At 60.5% G+C, this 18,088-nt stretch carries 22 protein-coding genes; 9 read left to right on the top strand and 13 right to left on the bottom strand.

Features of this window, described 5'->3' with window-relative positions; translation table 11 throughout:
* The 9 genes from proS to dxs form a co-directional block, all read left to right on the top strand.
* Positions 1–1,131 (top strand): proline--tRNA ligase (gene proS, locus EOL86_05465; GenBank protein NCD25021.1); only part of this gene is annotated, 1,131 nt, incomplete at its 5' end.
* 72 nt (positions 1,132–1,203) lie between these two features.
* On the top strand, positions 1,204–1,353 hold the full coding sequence (locus EOL86_05470) for a hypothetical protein (GenBank protein NCD25022.1): 150 nt from the start codon (positions 1,204–1,206) through the stop codon (positions 1,351–1,353).
* Positions 1,346–1,867, top strand: a complete 522-nt coding sequence (locus tag EOL86_05475) for a Zeta toxin family protein (protein NCD25023.1) — start codon at positions 1,346–1,348, stop codon at positions 1,865–1,867. The genes EOL86_05470 and EOL86_05475 overlap by 8 nt, the downstream gene beginning before the upstream one ends.
* On the top strand, positions 1,864–2,055 hold the full coding sequence (locus EOL86_05480) for a hypothetical protein (GenBank protein NCD25024.1): 192 nt from the start codon (positions 1,864–1,866) through the stop codon (positions 2,053–2,055). The genes EOL86_05475 and EOL86_05480 overlap by 4 nt, the downstream gene beginning before the upstream one ends.
* Positions 2,056–2,058: 3 nt before the next feature.
* Positions 2,059–3,426, top strand: coding sequence for an exodeoxyribonuclease VII large subunit (gene xseA / locus EOL86_05485; GenBank protein ID NCD25025.1), 1,368 nt, complete (start codon positions 2,059–2,061; stop codon positions 3,424–3,426).
* Positions 3,423–4,259, top strand: a complete 837-nt coding sequence (locus EOL86_05490) for a M23 family metallopeptidase (GenBank protein ID NCD25026.1) — start codon at positions 3,423–3,425, stop codon at positions 4,257–4,259. The genes xseA and EOL86_05490 overlap by 4 nt, the downstream gene beginning before the upstream one ends.
* A gap of 12 nt (positions 4,260–4,271) precedes the next feature.
* Positions 4,272–4,487, top strand: coding sequence for an exodeoxyribonuclease VII small subunit (gene xseB, locus EOL86_05495; protein ID NCD25027.1), 216 nt, complete (start codon positions 4,272–4,274; stop codon positions 4,485–4,487).
* Positions 4,484–5,371 carry a polyprenyl synthetase family protein gene (locus EOL86_05500; GenBank protein ID NCD25028.1) on the top strand — a complete coding sequence of 296 codons (888 nt, stop codon included), beginning with the start codon at positions 4,484–4,486 and terminating at the stop codon, positions 5,369–5,371. The genes xseB and EOL86_05500 overlap by 4 nt, the downstream gene beginning before the upstream one ends.
* An 8-nt stretch (positions 5,372–5,379) precedes the next feature.
* A complete protein-coding gene (gene dxs, locus EOL86_05505; protein ID NCD25029.1) occupies positions 5,380–7,290 on the top strand; it encodes a 1-deoxy-D-xylulose-5-phosphate synthase in 1,911 nt (636 codons plus the stop codon).
* Positions 7,291–7,340: 50 nt separating this feature from the next.
* Here dxs and EOL86_05510 read toward each other — a convergent pair whose 3' ends face one another.
* The 13 genes from EOL86_05510 to EOL86_05570 form a co-directional block, all read right to left on the bottom strand.
* Entirely contained in the window at positions 7,341–8,423 is a 1,083-nt protein-coding gene (locus EOL86_05510) for a nitronate monooxygenase (protein ID NCD25030.1), read from the bottom strand.
* A 188-nt stretch (positions 8,424–8,611) separates the two neighbouring features.
* Positions 8,612–9,607: an adenosylcobinamide-GDP ribazoletransferase gene (locus EOL86_05515; GenBank protein NCD25031.1), complete on the bottom strand. Its 996-nt coding sequence runs from the start codon at positions 9,605–9,607 to the stop codon at positions 8,612–8,614.
* Positions 9,337–10,113: a hypothetical protein gene (locus EOL86_05520; GenBank protein ID NCD25032.1), complete on the bottom strand. Its 777-nt coding sequence runs from the start codon at positions 10,111–10,113 to the stop codon at positions 9,337–9,339. Before EOL86_05520 ends, EOL86_05515 begins: the two co-directional genes overlap by 271 nt.
* Positions 10,114–10,122: 9 nt before the next feature.
* A complete protein-coding gene (locus EOL86_05525; protein ID NCD25033.1) occupies positions 10,123–10,410 on the bottom strand; it encodes a hypothetical protein in 288 nt (95 codons plus the stop codon).
* A gap of 70 nt (positions 10,411–10,480) precedes the next feature.
* Positions 10,481–11,200, bottom strand: a complete 720-nt coding sequence (locus tag EOL86_05530) for a hypothetical protein (protein ID NCD25034.1) — start codon at positions 11,198–11,200, stop codon at positions 10,481–10,483.
* A gap of 15 nt (positions 11,201–11,215) precedes the next feature.
* Complete coding sequence (locus EOL86_05535) at positions 11,216–11,746, bottom strand: PilZ domain-containing protein (GenBank protein ID NCD25035.1); 531 nt, start codon at positions 11,744–11,746, stop codon at positions 11,216–11,218.
* An 18-nt stretch (positions 11,747–11,764) separates the two neighbouring features.
* Complete coding sequence (locus EOL86_05540; GenBank protein NCD25036.1) at positions 11,765–12,199, bottom strand: 4Fe-4S dicluster domain-containing protein; 435 nt, start codon at positions 12,197–12,199, stop codon at positions 11,765–11,767.
* Between the two features lie 14 nt (positions 12,200–12,213).
* Entirely contained in the window at positions 12,214–13,077 is an 864-nt protein-coding gene (ybgF, locus tag EOL86_05545; GenBank protein ID NCD25037.1) for a tol-pal system protein YbgF, read from the bottom strand.
* 151 nt (positions 13,078–13,228) lie between these two features.
* Complete coding sequence (locus EOL86_05550; protein NCD25038.1) at positions 13,229–13,447, bottom strand: hypothetical protein; 219 nt, start codon at positions 13,445–13,447, stop codon at positions 13,229–13,231.
* A complete protein-coding gene (lgt, locus tag EOL86_05555) occupies positions 13,434–14,222 on the bottom strand; it encodes a prolipoprotein diacylglyceryl transferase (GenBank protein NCD25039.1) in 789 nt (262 codons plus the stop codon). The genes EOL86_05550 and lgt overlap by 14 nt, the downstream gene beginning before the upstream one ends.
* Positions 14,203–14,742, bottom strand: a complete 540-nt coding sequence (lspA, locus tag EOL86_05560) for a signal peptidase II (GenBank protein ID NCD25040.1) — start codon at positions 14,740–14,742, stop codon at positions 14,203–14,205. The genes lgt and lspA overlap by 20 nt, the downstream gene beginning before the upstream one ends.
* Entirely contained in the window at positions 14,735–17,545 is a 2,811-nt protein-coding gene (locus EOL86_05565) for an isoleucine--tRNA ligase (protein NCD25041.1), read from the bottom strand. The genes lspA and EOL86_05565 overlap by 8 nt, the downstream gene beginning before the upstream one ends.
* Positions 17,546–17,899: 354 nt before the next feature.
* Positions 17,900–18,088, bottom strand: a 189-nt coding sequence (locus tag EOL86_05570; GenBank protein NCD25042.1) for a nitroreductase family protein, incomplete at its 5' end; no start/stop codon positions are given.

The raw sequence follows: 18,088 nt of genomic DNA on the forward strand, positions 1-18,088 counted from the left end.
AGTTTTTCGCACGAGTTCATGGTTCTGGCCAAGACCGGCGAGGACACCCTGGCCGTGTGTTCGAGTTGTTCCTACGCGGCCAACCTGGAAAAGGCCGAGATAAAGCCCGGTGCACCCTGTACGGCCACCTGCGCTCCGTATGAGCTGGTGGCCACTCCGGCCAAGCACACAGTGGAAGAGGTGGCCGGATTTTTGGGAGTGTCGACCAGCCAAATTATGAAGACCCTGCTCTTTGATGCCGACGGTAAATCCGTGGCCGTGCTCCTGCGTGGGGACCGCGAAGTCAACGATGTCAAGCTCAAGAACCTGCTCGGCGCGACGGAAGTGGAACTGGCCACGCCCGAACAGGTGCAGGCGTGGACCGGCGCTCCGGTCGGCTTTGCCGGGCCGGTGGGGCTTGCGGTTGACGCCATCTATGCCGATTTTGAGATCGCATCGGCCACGGATTTTGTCTGCGGAGCCAACGCAGCCGACGCGCATCTGATGCACGTCGACCCGCGTCGCGACGTGCGGCTTTCCACCGAAGCCACGCCCACGGGCTACGCCGACCTGCGCTCCATCACCCTGGACGATCCCTGCCCGGCCTGCGGTGCGCCCATCACCATGCCCGAGGGCATCGAGGTCGGCCATGTCTTCAAGCTCGGCATCAAGTATTCCAAGGCTATGAACGCCATTTTTCTGGACGAAAACGGCCGCGAGCAGGTCATGATCATGGGGTGTTACGGCATCGGCGTCAGCCGCGTGGTCGCGGCCTGTATCGAACAGAACAATGACGACAATGGCATGATCTTCCCGCCGTCCGTGGCTCCGTTTGAAGTAACGGTGCTGGCCATGTCCACCAAGGACGAAAAGGTCATGACCCTGGGCCGCGAAATCCACGACTGGCTGGAATCCCAAGGCATCGACGCCCTGTTCGACGACCGTGACGAACGCCCCGGCGTCAAGTTCAACGAAGCCGACCTCCTGGGCTCGCCCATGCAGATCGTTATCGGCGGCAAGGGCCTGGAAAAGGGCATTCTGGAAGCCAAAAACCGCAAGACCGGCGAAAAGCGTGAACTGCCCGTGGCGGATTGGCAGAAGGCCGTGCTGGCATGGCGGGATGAAGTGATGAAGGAGTGGGGGCTGGTCTAAACCGCCCTTTGAACTGTTGAAGCCAGGGGGCTCTGCCCCCTTGAGGCTGAAACCTCCGCCAAGCCGTAACCCATGCACATCTTCTCCGTCCGCACCCTCACCCAGGCCGTCAAGGATGTCCTTGAAGGGGAGTTTCCCTTTGTCTGGGCGCGGGGGCGGGTGTCCAATCTGTCCAAGCCGCCATCCGGGCAACATGATGCAAGGTTGGGACTGAATGCGTAAGAAAATCATCATTATTGCCGGTCCGAATGGTGCCGGGAAAACCACCTTTGCCCGATCATTTCTTCCTACCGAGGCACGGTGTCGCATCTTCATTAACGCCGATTTGATTGCCGCCGGGTTGGCTCCTTTTGCTCCGGAGACTGCCGCGATCAAGGCAGGTCGTTTGATGCTCGAAGAGATAGCCGCGCACTCCAAGCGTGGCGAAAGTTTTGCTTTCGAGACTACATTATCCGGTTTGGGCTATCGTGTGCATATCCGGAAATGGCGGGCACAAGGGTATCATGTGGGTTTGTTTTTTCTTGCTCTGCCTGATGTCGAGTCTGCGATTGCTCGTGTGGCAGAACGGGTCAGGCAGGGCGGGCACAATATTTCGGAAGAAGTTATCAGGCGGCGTTTTGCTTCTGGCCTGCGTAATTTTGAAGAGATCTACAAAAACGAGGTCCATGCCTGGGTAAAATATGACAATTCGGGGCTAGAGCCAAAAGTCATTGAATGGGGAGAGAATGCACTATGAAGTCAGACATCAGTAACGCTCAGGATGAGCTCCTGCGTGTTTCCATGATTGCGTTGAAGCGTGCTTCCAAGGTGGCCCGTGAAACCGCCATCCAAACCGAAACGGATCTTATCGTGGTTGAAGAAGGTAAATTGTTGCGCATATCCGCTGAAGAACTACGGGCGCAGCCTGACTCCGCCAAGCCGTAACCCATGCACATCTTCTCCGTCCGCACCCTCACCCAGGCCGTCAAGGATGTCCTTGAAGGGGAGTTTCCCTTTGTCTGGGTGCGGGGGCAGGTGTCCAATCTGTCCAAGCCGCCATCCGGGCATTGTTATTTTTCCTTGAAGGACGACGACGCCACGTTGAGCGTGGTCTGGTTCAAGGGGGCGCAGCCCAGGGTTGAAGAGGGCGAGCGCGTCAACCCCCTGACCGGCGAGGTCGAGACCGGGCCGGTTTTTCAGCTTGCCGACGGTCAGGAAGTGCTCGTGGCCGGGCGCATGAACGTCTATCCGCCGCGTGGCGTGTACCAACTTGTGGCCGAATTGGTGCAGGGCCAGGGCCTGGGCGAGTTGGCCGTGGCCTTCGAGGCCATGAAGTCCAAGCTGGCGGCCAAGGGCTATTTCGATCCGGATCGCAAGTTGCGTCTTCCGGTTAATCCGCGCCGCGTGGCGGTCATCACCGCCCCCCAGGGCGCGGCCTTGCAGGATTTTCTGCGCATTGCCGGGGACCGGGGGTTGGGGGCGACAATCAGACTCTATCCCTCCCTGGTGCAGGGCGAGGGTGCCCCGGCTCAGATCGCGGCCGCCCTGGACCGCGCCGACCGCGACGACTGGGCCGAGGTCATCGTGCTCATTCGGGGCGGCGGGTCGCTCGAGGATTTGTGGGCCTTCAACACCGAGCCCGTGGCCGAGGCCATCTACCGCGCGCGCCTGCCGGTCCTCTGCGGCGTGGGGCACGAGGTGGATACGACCATTGCCGATTTCGTGGCCGACCTGCGCGCGGCCACTCCGAGCCACGCGGCCCAGCTGCTCTGGACCGAGCGGGCCGTGCTTGGTCAGCAGGTCGATGAGCAGTTCGTGGCTTTGACGCGTGGCATGGAGCGTTTTTTGACCGGGCGCGAATCCGGTTTGTCCCGGTTGACCCAAGCCTTGTCCTGGCATTCGCCCGCGCGCCGCCTGGATCGACATGGTTTTGAAGTCGAACGTTTGACCGTTCGTTTGCGGCGCGCTACCGCGAATCTGCTTGAAGTCCGAAAGGATGCGTTCTTGCTGCGGACCGAGAATTTACGCCATGCCTTTGGGCCGGTCCGCATGATCGCCCTGCGGACCGATATCGACCGCGCCGGTGGTGCTCTGATCCAGGCCATGACTCGTTTTATATATGCCCGCCAGTCGGAAGTCCGGGATGTGGACGGCCGGTTGATGGCCTTGGACCCGCACGCCCCCTTGGCGCGCGGGTATGCCCTGGTGCAAGGGGCGTCCGGAGCGTTTGTGCGCTCGCGCGCCGACGTGCACGCGGGGGATGCGCTCCGAATTCACGTGCGGGATGGAGAATTCAGCGCCGAGGTGACAGAATGATTTGGAATTTTTTTGCGTTTTTTTTACTGCTGGCCGCGACGTCCCATGCGGGTGTCTTGCGTGTGGACTGTCCCAAATCCATAGGCATCGGCCTGCCATTCATGGTCCGGGTTCAATCCGACGAACCCATGACCCGGTTGCGGGTGGAGTGGAACAAGCGCGTCTTGGAAATACCGGTCCAGGGCGCGAGTGATGTCCAATTCCTGCTGGGCACGGACGTCTTGAAGTCCAGGACCGGGTCGCGAAATTTGCGTGTCCTGCGGCTGGGTTTACGTCCACTGGCAACGGACGTGGCCATCATGATCGAGAACCGGAAGTTTCCAGCCCAGCATTTGAAAGTTTCGTCGGCGATGGCTACCCCGCCGGCTGCGGTTCAGGCGCGCATCGCGCGCGAACAAAGGTTGGTGCAGACTGTCCTGGGCCAGGTCACGCCCCTTGATCATCTGACGCTACCCCTTGTCCGCCCGGTTCCGGGTGAAATCAGCAGCGCTTACGGTCTGAAGCGCTTTTTTAATGGCCATGCCCGCAACCCACACCGTGGTCTTGATCTGCGCGGCGTCACCGGAGACCCTATCCAGGCCGCGTCGGCCGGCCAGGTGGTCTTGACCGATGAACATTATTTTGGTGGTCGCTCCGTGTATCTCGACCACGGCCAAGGCGTGCACACTGTGTACATGCATCTCGATGAAATGCTGGTCAAAGAAGGGGATATGGTTGAGGCTGGCCAGGTCATCGGGCGGGTTGGCATGACTGGCCGGGTCACGGGACCGCATTTGCATTTTGGGGTTTATGTCCTGGATTTGGCCGTGGACCCCGCGAAGCTCTTTTTTTAGATGGAAGGGATCATGGCGAAGGTACAGCAAACATTTGAAAAACGGTTGGAACGGATCCGGGAGATCACGGCCTTGCTCGAAGACGGCGCCTTGGCCCTGGAGGACGGGGTAAAGCTTTTTCAAGAAGGGATGCGCCTGTCCAAGGAATGCGGCGCCGAGCTGGAAAAGGCCAGGATCGTTCTCGAAACTGCCGAACGAGACGGTACGTTGGCGCCGGAGGGTGCATGACTCCACGCGAAATGAAGGTCGAGTTGCGCACGTTGGGCTCTCGGGTCGAGGCGCGGTTGGGGGATGTTTTCGCGGACGGCGAGTCACCGGCGCCGTTGGTTGCGTCCATGAAGTATTCCCTGCTGGCCGGGGGCAAGCGGTTGCGACCCGTGTTGTGCCTGGCCTGGGCCGAGCTGGCTGGCGGAGACGTCGGCCGGGTTCTTGATTTCGCGTGCGCCATTGAATGCATCCATACATATTCCCTGATCCACGACGACCTTCCGGCCATGGACAACGACGATCTGCGCCGGGGCAAGCCTTCCAATCACAAGCAGTTCGACGAGGCCACGGCCATCCTGGCCGGTGACGGTCTGCTGACCGAGGCCTTTACGCTTGCCGCGTCCCTGGATTTGCCGCCGGATCGGGTTTTGCGAGCCATCAAGCATCTGTCCACGGCGGCCGGACCTCGGGGCATGGTCGGTGGCCAGGTCTTGGACATGAACCTCACCGGCCTTCGCGCCAATCTGGACCTGCTTCGGGACATGCATGCCAGGAAAACCGGCGCCTTGATCGAATCGTCCTGCGTCACGGGGTGCATTTTGGGTGGCGGCGACGAAGGGCTGGTCAAGCGGGCTTCCGTTTACGGGCGCGGCATTGGGCTGGCCTTTCAGGTCATGGACGATATCCTGGACGTGATTGGCGACGAGGCCGCCCTGGGAAAACCCGTGGGAAGCGACACCGCGCAGGGCAAATCAACCTATCCGGCCCTTTTGGGGATCGACCAAAGCCGGGCGTTGGCTTTGGAAAGCGTGGACGCGGCCAAGGCCGTTTTCAAGGGGCTGACCCATGCCCGTGCCGATTTTTTGCAAGCCTTGGCCCATTATATCGTGGACCGCACGCATTAGGAGCATCCATGACTTTTCAAACTCCACGGGAATTGTTCCCCATTCTGGATACCATCAAAAAGCCCGGTGACGTGCAGCACCTGGATGAAAAAAATCTGACTCGGCTGGGCGAGGAACTTCGCCGCATGATTATCCAGACCGTGTCCACCACGGGCGGACATCTGGCTCCATCCTTGGGGGTGGTCGAATTGACCATGGCCTTGATGCGGGTTTTCAATCCGGAGCGGGATCGCATTGTTTGGGACGTTGGACATCAGGCCTATGCGTACAAACTGCTGACCGGTCGCCTGGAACGTTTTCAGACGCTGCGCCAACTGGGCGGGATCAGTGGTTTCCCACGGCGCACCGAAAGTCCCTTCGATCATTTCGGGGTGGGGCATTCCTCCACGTCCATTTCGGCGGCGCTGGGCATGGCCGCGGCCCGTGACCTTGCCCACGCGGACCACAAGGTCGTGGCGGTCATCGGGGATGGCTCCATGACCGCCGGCCTGGCTTACGAGGGCCTCAACCAGGCTGGTGGGCTGGGCAAGAATCTGATCGTTGTCTTGAACGACAACGAGATGTCCATCTCCAAAAACGTCGGGGCCTTGTCGTCGTTTCTGAGCCGCAAGTTGTCCAAGCGCTGGGTGCAGCGGTTTAAGAAGGAGGCGGAATCCATCATGCGCCAGATCCCCAAGATCGGCGACGACATCGCTGAATATGCCCGGCGCAGCGAGGATTCCCTGAAAAGTTTCTTCACGCCGGGCATGTTGTTCGAAGCCTTTCGCTTTACCTACATCGGGCCGCTCAAGGGCCATGACGTGCGCATGCTGACCAATGTTTTTCACCAGGCGCGCGAATTGGAAGGGCCGATTCTGGTGCATGTCCTGACCAAGAAGGGCAAGGGTTACGAGCCGGCCGAGACCAACCCGACCTATTTTCATGGCGTGGGGTGTTTCGAGCCCGAGACCGGCGCGGCCAAAAAGTTCGCGGCCTGTTCCCTGCCGAGTTATACCGACGTGTTTGGCTCCACCCTGTGCGGCCTGGCCAAAAAGGACGAGAATATCGTGGCCATCACCGCCGCCATGCCCGAGGGCACCGGACTGTCCTGTTTCGCGAAATTCTATCCGGATCGCTTTTTCGATGTGGGCATCTGCGAACAGCACGCCGTGACCTTTGCCGCCGGTCTGGCCTCTCAGGGCATGAAGCCTGTCGTGGCCATCTATTCCACATTTTTACAGCGTTCGTATGATCAGGTTGTGCACGATGTTTGTCTGCAAAATCTGAATGTGACCCTGTGCCTGGACCGCTGCGGTCTGGTCGGGGAGGACGGTCCCACGCACCATGGGGTGTTCGATATTTCGTATCTGCGTCACATTCCCAACCTGATCCTCATGGCGCCCCGCGACGAAGGCGAGCTGCAGCGGATGCTGGTCACGGCCCTGAATCATGACGGGCCCGTGGCCTTGCGTTATCCACGGGGCGTGGGCGAGGGCGTGGCGCTTTCGGAAACACCGACCGCGTTGCCCCTGGGGCAGGGGGAGTTGTTGCGCGAAGGAGCGGACGGCGTCATTGTCGCCCTGGGAAGCCGGGTTACTCCAGCGCTGGAGGCGGCCACGGATTTGTTCCAGGAGACCGGGAAAAGCGTGGCCGTGTTCAATGCCCGCTTTGTCAAGCCGTTACCGGCCGAGCAACTCCTTGCCCTGGCCGAGACGCAGCCATTTATGCTGGTGGTCGAGGAGAATGTTCTGCCGGGAGGGTTTGGTTCGGCCGTGTTGGAGCTTTTGGCGGACCACGATGCCTTGGCCCGACTGCGTTTCCGGCGTTTGGGCATTCCGGACGCCTTTATCGAGCACGGCAGCCAGAAGGAGCTGCTGCGACAATTGGGGCTGCATCGGGGGGGGATTTTGGATACCGTGCGGCGCTTGGTGGCCGAATAGCGAAAAAAAACCCGGCTTGAACCGGGTTTTTTTTCGCAACAATATTGGGATCAGGCGGGTTTGATGGCGTCCAGGTACCCCGCGCGCAGCGAGGCGATAAGCTCCTTGACCGAGACGATGGAGTCCACGCGGTAGGCGTTTTTGCCGGCAAAGGCGAAGCCGTGCTTGAACAGTCCTTTCTTGGCGTTCACCAGGGCCAGCCCGATGCAATACGGACTTTTCGTGTAATCGCAGGAGCTGATGCAATGGAACGGGCATTTGAAGGGTTTTTTCAATCCGTTTTTGACGTCTTCCAGAAAGGAACCCATGATCGCCCGGCCAGGGAGGCCGACAGGACTCTTGATGATTTGGATGTCCTCTTCCCGAGCCTCGACATAGACTTGTTTGAATTTTTCGTCGGCATCGCACTCATGCGTGGCCACGAAACGGGTCCCCATCTGCACGCCAGCCGCGCCCATCTGGAGGAATTTGTTGATGTCCGCGCCATCATAAACACCGCCAGCGGCAATGATCGGGATCTGGCGGCCGGTTTTTTCCTCGAATTCACGCACCGCCTCGATGACTTGGGGCACGGTCGTTTCCAGGGAAAACGCCGGGTCGTCGATCTGCTCGGGCTTGAATCCTAAATGCCCGCCGGCCTTGGGCCCCTCGACCACGAAGGCGTCTGGCAGATAGTTGAACTTGGTCAGCCATTTCTTGCAAATGATGCTCGCGGCCCTGGCCGAGGAAATGATGGGCACGAGTTTCGTCTTGGCGCCATCCTTGATGTAGTTGGGGAGGTCCAGGGGCAGGCCAGCGCCGGCGAAAATAACGTCCGCGCCTTCCTTGATGGAAGTCTTGACCATGTCGCTGAAGTTGGTCAACGCCACCATGATGTTGACGCCGAGGATACCATCTGTTTTTTCGCGGGCCTTGCGCAGTTCGCGTTGCAGGGCCCGGATGTTTGCTTCGCGATAGTTGGAGCCGATGTCCGGTTCCCCCATGCCGATCATGGCCGCGGCGATAACGCCGATGCCGCCTTCCTTGGCCACGGCCGAGGCGAGGCCGGACAGGGAGATGCCGACGCCCATGCCGCCCTGGATAATGGGAATTTTGGCGACCAGGTCGCCTATTTTGAGTTGTGGGAAGTCCATGATGTCTTCTCCTCTTGGATTTCGCCATGCCGGCGATGTGCTAAAGACTGCTTGAGTGCGCGCTTAAAATTTACGCAATGGAGCAGCTACTGCAATTTTGGGGAGCGGTCAATGTGGATGCCGACGCCGTTTCCGGATGGGGATCACGGCAGGCATGCGTGAATGGAGTCGGGCGCCTGAGCGCGTGCTTAGACCGATTGCCAGGCCAGGGGCAGGAGGGCGCAGATTTCCGAGGCGATGATGGCCGCTCCGAGGAAGTCGCCATTGATGGCGCCGTGAATGCGGCCCAGCCGGAGCAATACCGCTATCGGAATCAGGCTCAACGCAATGCCGAGAACGATTTGGGCGGGTGGCAGGAAAATGGCGGGCATGACGGTGCATAGGCCGCCAAAAAACAATGCCTGGCCAGTGGCCCCGGCCAGGGCGTTTTGCCCCAGGCCGGGTCGGGACATGGAACGTCCCAGGTGCGCCACGACAAGGCAGCCGAGCCGTCCGAACATGCACGACCAGATCAGACCGGCCCAGGCCTGTTGCCGGATGGCTGTTTCGAACAGCGTGGTCTGGACACCCAGCCCCAGGACCAGTCCCATGACCCCGAAAGCTCCGCTGCGGCTGTCCTTGACGATTGACCAAAAACGATCCCCGGTGGCGCCACTGCCCCAGCCATCCCAGAGGTCGGCCCACCCGTCCCAGTGCAGGCCTCGCGTCAGGAGGATGTTGGTTCCCGTCATGATCCAGGCCACGGTCCACGCCGACAGCGGGAGCATGGCGACCAAGGTCAGTGCCAGTCCGATGACCGCTCCCACCAATGGGTACATGGGCATGGCCGCGCTGATTTCGGCATTGGAGGTTATGCGGGCCCGACCCAGGCAGGTCAGGAAGGTCAGGGCGACATGGAAGGTGCGTGGCCGGATCACGGGCGCTCCTGCTGCGGGCGGTGCTCCAGGGCGACGGTGTCCCCGGGCACGAGGCCAAGGCGCTGGGCGCAGGACGCTTGGTTCATGGCCAATTCCATCACTCCCTGGCTTCCAGCGATCAGCCCGGCTTGGCCAGGAGGAATGTCGGCATAGGTGCCGACGACTTCCACCACATGTCCCGAGACAAGCCGCCAGTGTTTGGCCAGGGGGTGGATGGGAAGATTCAGAAGGCAGTTGCCGAACCGGTCCACATGAAGAACACGGCACGAGATTGATTCGGCCGTGCGGGTCGCGGCGGGCTTTTGAACCGCGTGGACCCTGCCGGGCAGGGTCGTGCGCGTCCCCAAGGAATCCGGAGTCACCCCACGGGACAGTCGGGCGGCCATGGGCGCGAAGATATCCCGAGCATGAAAGGTTTGGCTGGATACCCCAGGCGGAGGGGTCAGCCGCCACCAAAGAGCGTGATCGGCGCGCAAAAAATCCAGCAATCCATTGTCCGGGGCCAGGAACCACTGGTTGTTCCAGAAGGCCAGGAGGATGGCGCGGTCGGTGCCCACGCCGGGATCAACGACGCAGACAAAAATGGTCTGACTCGGAAAGTGGGCGTGGCTGGCCTCCAGGATGAAGGCCCCATGGCCCACGTCCTGGGGCCGGACCTCGTGGCAGAGGTCGACCAGGGTTGTCCCGGGCGCGTGCCGGAGGATGGCCCCTTTCATTTGTCCAACATAGGGGTCCTGGTGGCCGAAGTCCGTGAGCAGGGCAATGACGGGCATGGGCGGTGGTTATTGCATTTGATCCATGCTGGCCAGGGGCACGGTCAGGTCGTTGTTCAATACCCAGACCGCGAGCAGGTGCTTGAGGGTCAAATCGGCCTGGGCCATTGATTCCCGGCTCAGGTTTTGGGCGGCCATTTCCTGGATGGCCAGCATGTATTCCTTGGCCAAGGTGAACTCGGCGCAGATTTCGCGCACGAAATCCTCATACGTCTCCGGCTCCTGGTGGTAGAGCTGGTCCAGGGTGCTCATGGTGCGGGTCAAGGCGAAAAGGGTGATGTCTTCAAGTTGGGGCATATGATGTTCTCCATGAAAAGCGCCGGCCCCGGACGAACCGGAACCGGCGTTGAGGTTGATGTCGTGAACGCTAGAGTCCAAGCTGACTGAGCAGGTCGTCCACGTCGGCTTGGGACGCGTCGGTCTGGGGGCCCTTGAGCTCCGACACGCGTGCCTTGGATTTTTGCCGGATTTCTTCAACCGGTTGGTCCGGGTTGGCCTCCATGGCCTTCATGGACAGACCGGTGGCCATGTACAGTTCAAAAACGACGCGTTCGATCTGTTGCAAGGCCGTGACGATGCGTTTGATGCGTTGGCCGGTCAGGTCCTGAAAACTGAGCGTGGTCATGATTTCCATCAGGTCCGCGCCCAATTCCTCGGCTCCGGAGCGCAGGGTGGCCAGCTCGGGCGGTGCGTCCTTGAATCCGTCCAGGATGGCCAGGGTTTGGTCATTGCGGTCCAGGTGTTTTTCCACCACGGCCATGATGCTCTCCGTGGCTGTTTCCGTGGTCTGCAAAATTTCATTCAGCTGCGTGGATGCCTCGGAGAAAATTTGATCGGTTTCCACTGTCTGGGGAGCCGAGGATTGTCCCGTGACCATGGCGGCGGCGTTGATTTCCTTGTAGATGGATTTGAGTCCGTCTTGAAGGTCCGTGCTGATGCTCCGATAGAACTCCCCTTCGGTCAGAGCCCTGGTCAGGGCGCGGCTGATTTCTTCGGTCAAGGCCGTGGCAATGACGTCGCGGATGGTGCTTTCCGCCTTGGCCGTGATTCGGGCCAAAAGTTCCTGACTGAGTTGTTCCTGGTGCATGTCGCCTGCTCGTGCTTAGGATTGGGTTGATCGCCGGTCGCGAATTTGTTCGCGCTGTTCGGCAATGACGTATTGGATGATTTTTTCGCGTTCCGTGTCGCGGATGTCCTTGAATTCGACGGCCCACAAGGTCGTGTCCTCGATGACGTCCCGCCGAATGATCGAGCCCATGGTGCCGATCAGCCCCAGCGGGTACATGGACAGGGAAACCACGATTTCCACATGTTCGCCGAGAGAAAACACGTGCTCCGAGCTGAAGCGTAGGCCGGCGCCGCTGATGTCATGGATGATGACGGGAATGGGGAAATCATCCCGCATGGCCTGGCGGCTCAACAGCGTCAGCACGGCGCTGAGTTTTTCGTCCATGGTTTTGAGCTGACTGACAAGGGCTTCGGGCAGTTGTGCCTGGGCTGGGTCGAGTGGCTGCATGGGAACGCAGGCCGGACATCCGGTGAACAGGGGACGCGTCTGGATCTTGGGGATGATCCGCAGGTATCCCTTGAGGGTCGTGTCGATCCGAGCATACGTTCGGTCAAGGATGGACATGGTTTCCTCGCGTTTGTCTTACCACGTGCTGGTATCTATTTCGATCACCATGGCATGGACGGGACAGACATTGACGCACATGTTGCATGCCGTGCATTTGTCGTGGTCGAAGTCCACCAGGCGGGTCGTCAGATTCAGGTGCAGCGCCTTGGACGGACACAGGGCCGTGCACAGTCCGCAATGCATGCAGGACTCCTCGTTGCGCGAAATCGCGTGCGCCACTGGCGTGACTTTGATACCATGTTCCTGAAGATAGGTCACGCCTTGACGGTACCGTTCCAATGATCCGGACAATTCCAGAACCATGTGTCCTTCGTGGCGCGGGTTGATGTTGGCCTGGAGGATGCTGAAGGTCAAATCAAACAGCTTGGCCAGGTTGTACATCATGGGTTGGCCGGAAGATTCGGGCGGAAAGCGCAGACTGACAATTCGGCTGTATTCGTGGGTGTTCATGGGATGCCCCGTGGCTATTTGCCGCTTTTGAGATAGGCCTGGGCCCGTTTGGCCTCGGCCGAGTCCGGGAATTTTTTGATCAGGTCCTCCAACACCAATTTGCCGGCCTGATCCTTTTTGAGCTTGAAGAACGAGATCCCCTGCTTGAGAAGCGATGCTCTGTATTTATTGGATTTGTTGTAGTTTTCGATGACCTGTTGGTAGGTCAGCACGGCGTTGGCGTAATCCTGGAGCTGGAAAAAGCATTCGCCCTGCCAGAATAGCGCATTGGGCACCAGGGGATCCTTGGGAAAGCCCTTGACGAATTCCGCCCATGTGGTTTGTGCCTGTTTGTATTTTTTGGCGTAGAAACCTTCCAGGGCCTGTTGATAGAGTTCCTGGCCCGAACCCTCCGGCGCGGCTTCGGTCATTGCCGTTTGTGGCGGCGCGGCCGGTGGCGTGGCGGGAGCCACGGCCCCTTGCGACGGTATGGCTGGCGAGGCGTCTTGCGGAGCAAGGGCTGGCGCAGAGGTCATCGGCGTTGTCGGGGCTGGGGCGGGCATTTCGTCGATGACCACGCCAAGCTGGGTGGCGATGAAGGTGGTGCGGTGGTCCAGCTCCTGCACCTTGGCATTCAGCGTCTGGAGGTTCATGCTTCCCGCCTGGGCTTGGTGCAAGTCCTCCATCTGGCCGTTCAGGGTGGCCAGCTGGCTCTGAATCGAGTTGATTTCCGCCCAGCTGTTGGCCTGGGCGGATTGGATCGGCTGGGTCACCTGGGTCAGCTGGCCTTCCAGCATGGCGATGCGTTCTTCCTGTTTTTTTCGTTCCTGTTCCTGGGAATAGACCTGGCTGCGCAGGCGGTCGAAATCCGTGGTGCTGACACAGGCCGTGGTGCCCATCAGGGCGGCAAGGGTGCCGACCATCAAGAATGATTTGCCGAATTGCCGAGAAAACATGCTTACCTCTGGTGTGTACGGGAATCCGTCGGGATTGGTATTGGGGTTTGCGTCACGCGCTGCTTGCCATGGCGGTGCGGACTGTATCGCGTGTTCATTTTTTGACGACGCGTTTTCTGCCAAGGAGGATATAGCCGAGGCCGCCAACAACCGGCAAGATGATCTGCGCCACCAGCCAGGCGGCCCGTTCCTGCGGAGTCGGAAATTCGTTTTTGTAGAGATGCCAGATTGCCCAGAGATTGGGAATGATGGGCACAAGCAGCAGCGGGAGCGCGAGCAGCAGCCTGTCCGGGGGAATGTCAGCGAGAAACATGGCGTCTCCTGGAATAGATAATGAAGCATCCCAGGGCGATGGCGCCCAGGGCAATAAGCTGGGTGACACTGATGGGGCCGAAATCGCCGCGATAGTCGGACCGAAACAGCTCGATCACGAATCGAAACGCGGCGAACATGATCAGAAAAATGCCCATGAGCCAGCCCGAATGGGGAAGACGGCGTTTTAGCGAAATCGCCACGGCGAAGCAAATCAACCCGGCCAGGCTGTGGTAAATCTGGGTCGGATGCAGCGGCACGAACAGTGGCGCCAGTGATTCCGGGTGGCTGAACGTGATTGCCCACGGCAGATCGCAGGCCGCGCCATAACAACAGCCGGCGGACAGGCAACCGATGCGCCCGACGGCCTCGCCCAGGCCGATGCCTGGAACCAGGGTGTCCATCCATTGCCAGATGTCTTGTTTTTTGCGTTTCAGGTAGACCAGGGCAAAGACCGTGGCCAGGATGGCGCCGCCGGAAAAAACGAGCCCTCCTTTCCAAAACATCAGAATTTCCTGGGGGTTGTGCCAATAGTACACGGGGTTGATAAGCACATAAAGAATGCGTGCTCCCAGAATGGCGCCCAAAATGATATAAAAGCCAAGGTCCGAGAGCAGGTCGGGGTCCAGGCCTCGCTCCCGTGCCTCGCGCATGGACCAGGCGATGCCCAGCAAAAAACCGGCCGCGACAAAGAGACCGTAGGTGTGCAGGGCGAAGGGGCCGAACTGGATGCCAAAGAGGACAAAGGGCGCGATTTCAAAGATGGTCGGAAACATGGCGTCGCCTTTGCTGGTAAAAGGAAGTGAGAAGCGCGGCCGCGCCCAGGCAGATGCCCATGTCGGCCACGTTGAAGGCTGGCCAGTGCCACTGGCCGACATAGAAGTCCAGAAAGTCCACGACAACGCCCAGGCGGATGCGGTCCAGCAGGTTGCCCAGGGCGCCGCCCAGGATCAATCCCAGGCCGTACACATAGAACGGGCCGTCGTCTTCCTTGCTGCGCGCCAGGCCGGCGATGAGTCCCATGGCCAGGAGGGAAACGACAATGAAGAATGGCCGCTGCCAGTCGATATCGGTCCGGTTCAGAAAGCCAAAGGCCGCGCCCCGGTTCAGGATATGCACGATATCGAAAAATCCGGGGATGACGGAAAACCCCTTCTCCCAGACCGGGATGGTCTGCTGAATCCAGAATTTGCTCAGTTGGTCCAGCGCCAGCACGGCCAGCCCGGCCAGGCCGATGATGCGGTAGCGCCGCCCCAGATCCGGGGCGGGCCGTTCCGTGACCGTGGTTTTAGGCATGGTGCTCCCGCAAGACCTTGGCGCACCGGGGGCAGACCAGCGGGTGGTCCGGGTCCGAGCCCAGATTTTCGTCGTAGATCCAGCACCGGGCGCACTTTTCGCCCCTGGCCTTTTCGATGGTCAGGGCCAGGCCGTCCACCTCGGTCTGAATGGCCGTGTCCGGAGCCGTGGCGTCCGTGAGTACGGTCTGGCTGACGATGAACACATCCCGCAATTCCGTGGCCATGACGGCCAGGCGGGCATGGGTGTCGCCGCTGGCGAACAGGGTCACGCGCGCGTCCAGGGAATGCCCCAGGGCCTTGGACTGGCGCAGGGGCTCGATGGCCTTGGTCACTTCACCGCGCACGGCGAAGACCAGTTCCCAGGTCGCGGCCTCGTCCTCGGTCAGCAGTTCCCCGGCAATTTCCGGCACGCGCAGGGCAAGGACCGTGCTTGCGGCCGGGCGCATGGCCTCGGGCAGGTGCTGGAACAGTTCCTCGGCCGTGAAAGTCAGGATCGGAGTCATGTCGGCGATGATCATGAGCAGAATGTGGTAGAGCGCGGTCTGGGCCGAGCGCCGTTCCAGGCTGGTGGCGCCGTTTACATAGACGCGGTCCTTGATGATATCGAGATAGTAGGAACTTAAGTCCGTGATGCACAGGTTGTGCAGGGTGTGATAGACCTTGTGGAATTCAAAGTTTTCGTAGGCGGCCTGAATGATCCGGTGTTTGCCCCGGACCATGTTCAGGGCATGGCGGTCCAGGGACAGCATGGTCTTGAAGGGCACGCGGTCCGTGGCCGGATTGAAGTCATTCAGGTTGCCGAGGATGAAGCGGCAGGTGTTGCGGATCTTGCGATAGGCATCCACCAGACGGCCGATGATCTCGTCCGAGATGCGCAGGTCTTCCTGGTAGTTTTCCGAGGCCACCCACAGACGCAGCACCTCGGCGCCGTGTTTTTCGATGATTTCCTGAGGCGCGACGACATTGCCGATGGATTTGGACATCTTGCGGCCCTGACCGTCGAGGACGAATCCATGCGTCAGCACGGCCTTGTAGGGCGGCACGTCGCGGGTGCCGACAGCGGCCAAGAGGGATGAATGGAACCAGCCGCGGTGCTGGTCCGTGCCTTCCAGGTACAGATCGGCCGGAAAGCGGCATTCCGGGCGGCCTTCGACCACGGCGGCGAAGCTGGTTCCGGAATCGAACCAGACGTCGAGGATGTCGTCTTCCTTTTCCCAGTGCCGGCCGCCGCATTTGGGACAGGTCAGGCCCTGGGGCACGATTTCCTCGAGCGGGGCCTCGAACCAGTAATCCGCGCCCGTGGGATGGGTGGCGAAGCGGTCCACGATGCCGTGCGCCCAATCCGCGTCGAAGAACGCCTCGCCGCAGTCCTTGCACAGAAGGGCGATGATCGGCACGCCCCACATGCGCTGCCGGGAGATGCACCAATCCGGCCGGAATTTGATCATGTTGTGGATGCGTTCCTTGCCCCAGGCCGGAATCCAGCGCACGTCGTTGTCGATGGCGTCAAGAGCCTTGGAGCGCAGATTGTTGTGCTCCATGGTGATGAACCACTGGGTCGTGGCCCGGAAGATGACCGGCTTCTTGCAACGCCAGCAGTGCGGATAGGAATGTTTGATTTTTTCGCTGCCCAGAAGATGGCCGACCTCGGTCAGCTTGGCGATGACCAGGGGGTTGGCCTCGAAGACGTGTTTGCCGCCGAAGAATTCCACGCTGGGCAGGAAACGGGCCTGATCGTCCAGGGGCGAGAGAATGTCCAATCCATGGCGCAGGCCGGTTTCATAGTCCTCGCGACCGTGGCCGGGCGCGGTGTGCACGCAACCGGTGCCCGCGTCCAGGGTCACGTAGTCGGCCGTGACCACCGGCGAGGGCCGATCGTAAAAGGGATGACGGGCGATGAGCCCTTCCAGGGCGCCGCCGGCCACGGTGGTGACCACGTCATGGCTCGCCCAGCCGAATTTCGCGGCGCACGCGGCCACCAGTTCCTTGGCCAGGATGTAAAACTCGTCGCCGACCCGGATCAGGTCGTACTCAAAGTCCGGATGCACGGCCACGGCCAGGTTGTCCGGGATGGTCCAGGGCGTTGTCGTCCAGATGACGATGAAGCTCTTGTCCGGCGCGGCCTGGGGGAAAACCTTGGCCAGTTCGGGTGCCCGCAGGGGGAAGCGGACATAGATGGAGGGCGAGGCGTGGTCGTCGTATTCCACCTCGGCCTCGGCCAGGGCCGTCTCGCACGATCCGCACCAGTAGATGGGCTTCTTGTTGCGCTGCACGGAGCCGAGTTTGTAAAAATTGGCCAGCTCCCGGGCCGTGGCGGTCTCGTAATCCGGGGTCATGGTCAGATAGGGCTTGTCCCAGGTTCCGAGCACGCCCAGGCGCTTGAATTCCTCGCGCTGGATGTCCAGGTATTTGAGGGCGTATTCCCGACATTTTTGGCGGATTTCCAGGGTCGAGAAATTGGTCTTGCCGCCCAGTTCCTGTTCCACCTTGAGTTCGATGGGCAGGCCGTGGCAGTCCCAGCCCGGCACATATTGGGCTTTGCGGCCGGTCATGTTGCGGTGCTTGACGATGATGTCCTTTAAAATTTTGTTCATCGCGTGGCCAATGTGGATGTGCCCGTTGGCGTAGGGCGGTCCGTCGTGCAGCACGTAGGTTTCCTGGCCGTCGTTGGCGTTCACCATGGCGTTGTAGGCGTCGGTCGAGGCCCAGCGTTCCAGAATCTTGGGTTCGTTCTGGGTCAGGCTTGCTTTCATGGGAAAGGTTGTGGCGGGCAGATTCAGGGTTTTCTTGTAATCGCTCATGGGACGGCGTTCCTCCGGGTTATCTCTCGCGCGCCAACGGGCCAGCGGTGGGCGTGGCGGGTGCAATGGTTCAATTTGTGATGAAGCGTGGAACTCTGGAATATCCGTCATTCGAAGTCAAGTTTCGGAGGCCGGAATGCACGGGAAAGGATGCCTGGCTATTCCGCGCCGAACTGCCCACGGACCACGGATTCCGACGGAAACGGACAGCCGGTTTCAAGAAAACCTAACCACGAGTTTTGATGTGGCCCGGGCGTCAGATCCAGGCTGGTGCCAAAAAGACCGGTCAAATCCGCGTCGGCCACGGCATCCGATTGAAGATTGTCGCTGGCGGGCCGTGCGGCCCGCCGGGTGTTACCAGATTTCGCGGTGGATCAGCTCGGGCCGGAAGCGGTCCTTGTTTTCAAAGGCCGCGTCGGGCCAACCCACGGGGATGAGGGCGAAGGGGATGATGTGCTCGGGAATGGCCAGGAGCTTGCGGAATCCGTCCATGCGGCTCGCATCCGGAAAGACCCCGACCCAGACCGTGCCCAGGCCCAGGTC

This window comes from Deltaproteobacteria bacterium (genome assembly GCA_009930495.1).
GTDB lineage: Bacteria > Desulfobacterota > Desulfovibrionia > Desulfovibrionales > Desulfomicrobiaceae > Desulfomicrobium.

Excerpts from the sequence above, each read along its gene's own strand:
- EOL86_05490 (NCD25026.1), top strand. The coding sequence starts at position 3,423 with ATGATTTGGAATTTTTTTGCGTTTTTTTTACTGCTGGCCGCGACGTCC.
- xseA (NCD25025.1), top strand. The coding sequence starts at position 2,059 with ATGCACATCTTCTCCGTCCGCACCCTCACCCAGGCCGTCAAGGATGTC.
- lspA (NCD25040.1), bottom strand. The coding sequence starts at position 14,742 with ATGCCTAAAACCACGGTCACGGAACGGCCCGCCCCGGATCTGGGGCGG.
- EOL86_05520 (NCD25032.1), bottom strand. The coding sequence starts at position 10,113 with ATGCCCGTCATTGCCCTGCTCACGGACTTCGGCCACCAGGACCCCTAT.
- EOL86_05540 (NCD25036.1), bottom strand. The coding sequence starts at position 12,199 with ATGAACACCCACGAATACAGCCGAATTGTCAGTCTGCGCTTTCCGCCC.
- EOL86_05510 (NCD25030.1), bottom strand. The coding sequence starts at position 8,423 with ATGGACTTCCCACAACTCAAAATAGGCGACCTGGTCGCCAAAATTCCC.
- xseB (NCD25027.1), top strand. The coding sequence starts at position 4,272 with ATGGCGAAGGTACAGCAAACATTTGAAAAACGGTTGGAACGGATCCGG.
- ybgF (NCD25037.1), bottom strand. The coding sequence starts at position 13,077 with ATGGGCACCACGGCCTGTGTCAGCACCACGGATTTCGACCGCCTGCGC.
- EOL86_05535 (NCD25035.1), bottom strand. The coding sequence starts at position 11,746 with ATGTCCATCCTTGACCGAACGTATGCTCGGATCGACACGACCCTCAAG.
- dxs (NCD25029.1), top strand. The coding sequence starts at position 5,380 with ATGACTTTTCAAACTCCACGGGAATTGTTCCCCATTCTGGATACCATC.
- EOL86_05480 (NCD25024.1), top strand. The coding sequence starts at position 1,864 with ATGAAGTCAGACATCAGTAACGCTCAGGATGAGCTCCTGCGTGTTTCC.
- EOL86_05525 (NCD25033.1), bottom strand. The coding sequence starts at position 10,410 with ATGCCCCAACTTGAAGACATCACCCTTTTCGCCTTGACCCGCACCATG.
- EOL86_05475 (NCD25023.1), top strand. The coding sequence starts at position 1,346 with ATGCGTAAGAAAATCATCATTATTGCCGGTCCGAATGGTGCCGGGAAA.
- EOL86_05500 (NCD25028.1), top strand. The coding sequence starts at position 4,484 with ATGACTCCACGCGAAATGAAGGTCGAGTTGCGCACGTTGGGCTCTCGG.
- lgt (NCD25039.1), bottom strand. The coding sequence starts at position 14,222 with ATGTTTCCGACCATCTTTGAAATCGCGCCCTTTGTCCTCTTTGGCATC.
- EOL86_05470 (NCD25022.1), top strand. The coding sequence starts at position 1,204 with ATGCACATCTTCTCCGTCCGCACCCTCACCCAGGCCGTCAAGGATGTC.
- EOL86_05530 (NCD25034.1), bottom strand. The coding sequence starts at position 11,200 with ATGCACCAGGAACAACTCAGTCAGGAACTTTTGGCCCGAATCACGGCC.
- EOL86_05550 (NCD25038.1), bottom strand. The coding sequence starts at position 13,447 with ATGTTTCTCGCTGACATTCCCCCGGACAGGCTGCTGCTCGCGCTCCCG.
- EOL86_05565 (NCD25041.1), bottom strand. The coding sequence starts at position 17,545 with ATGAGCGATTACAAGAAAACCCTGAATCTGCCCGCCACAACCTTTCCC.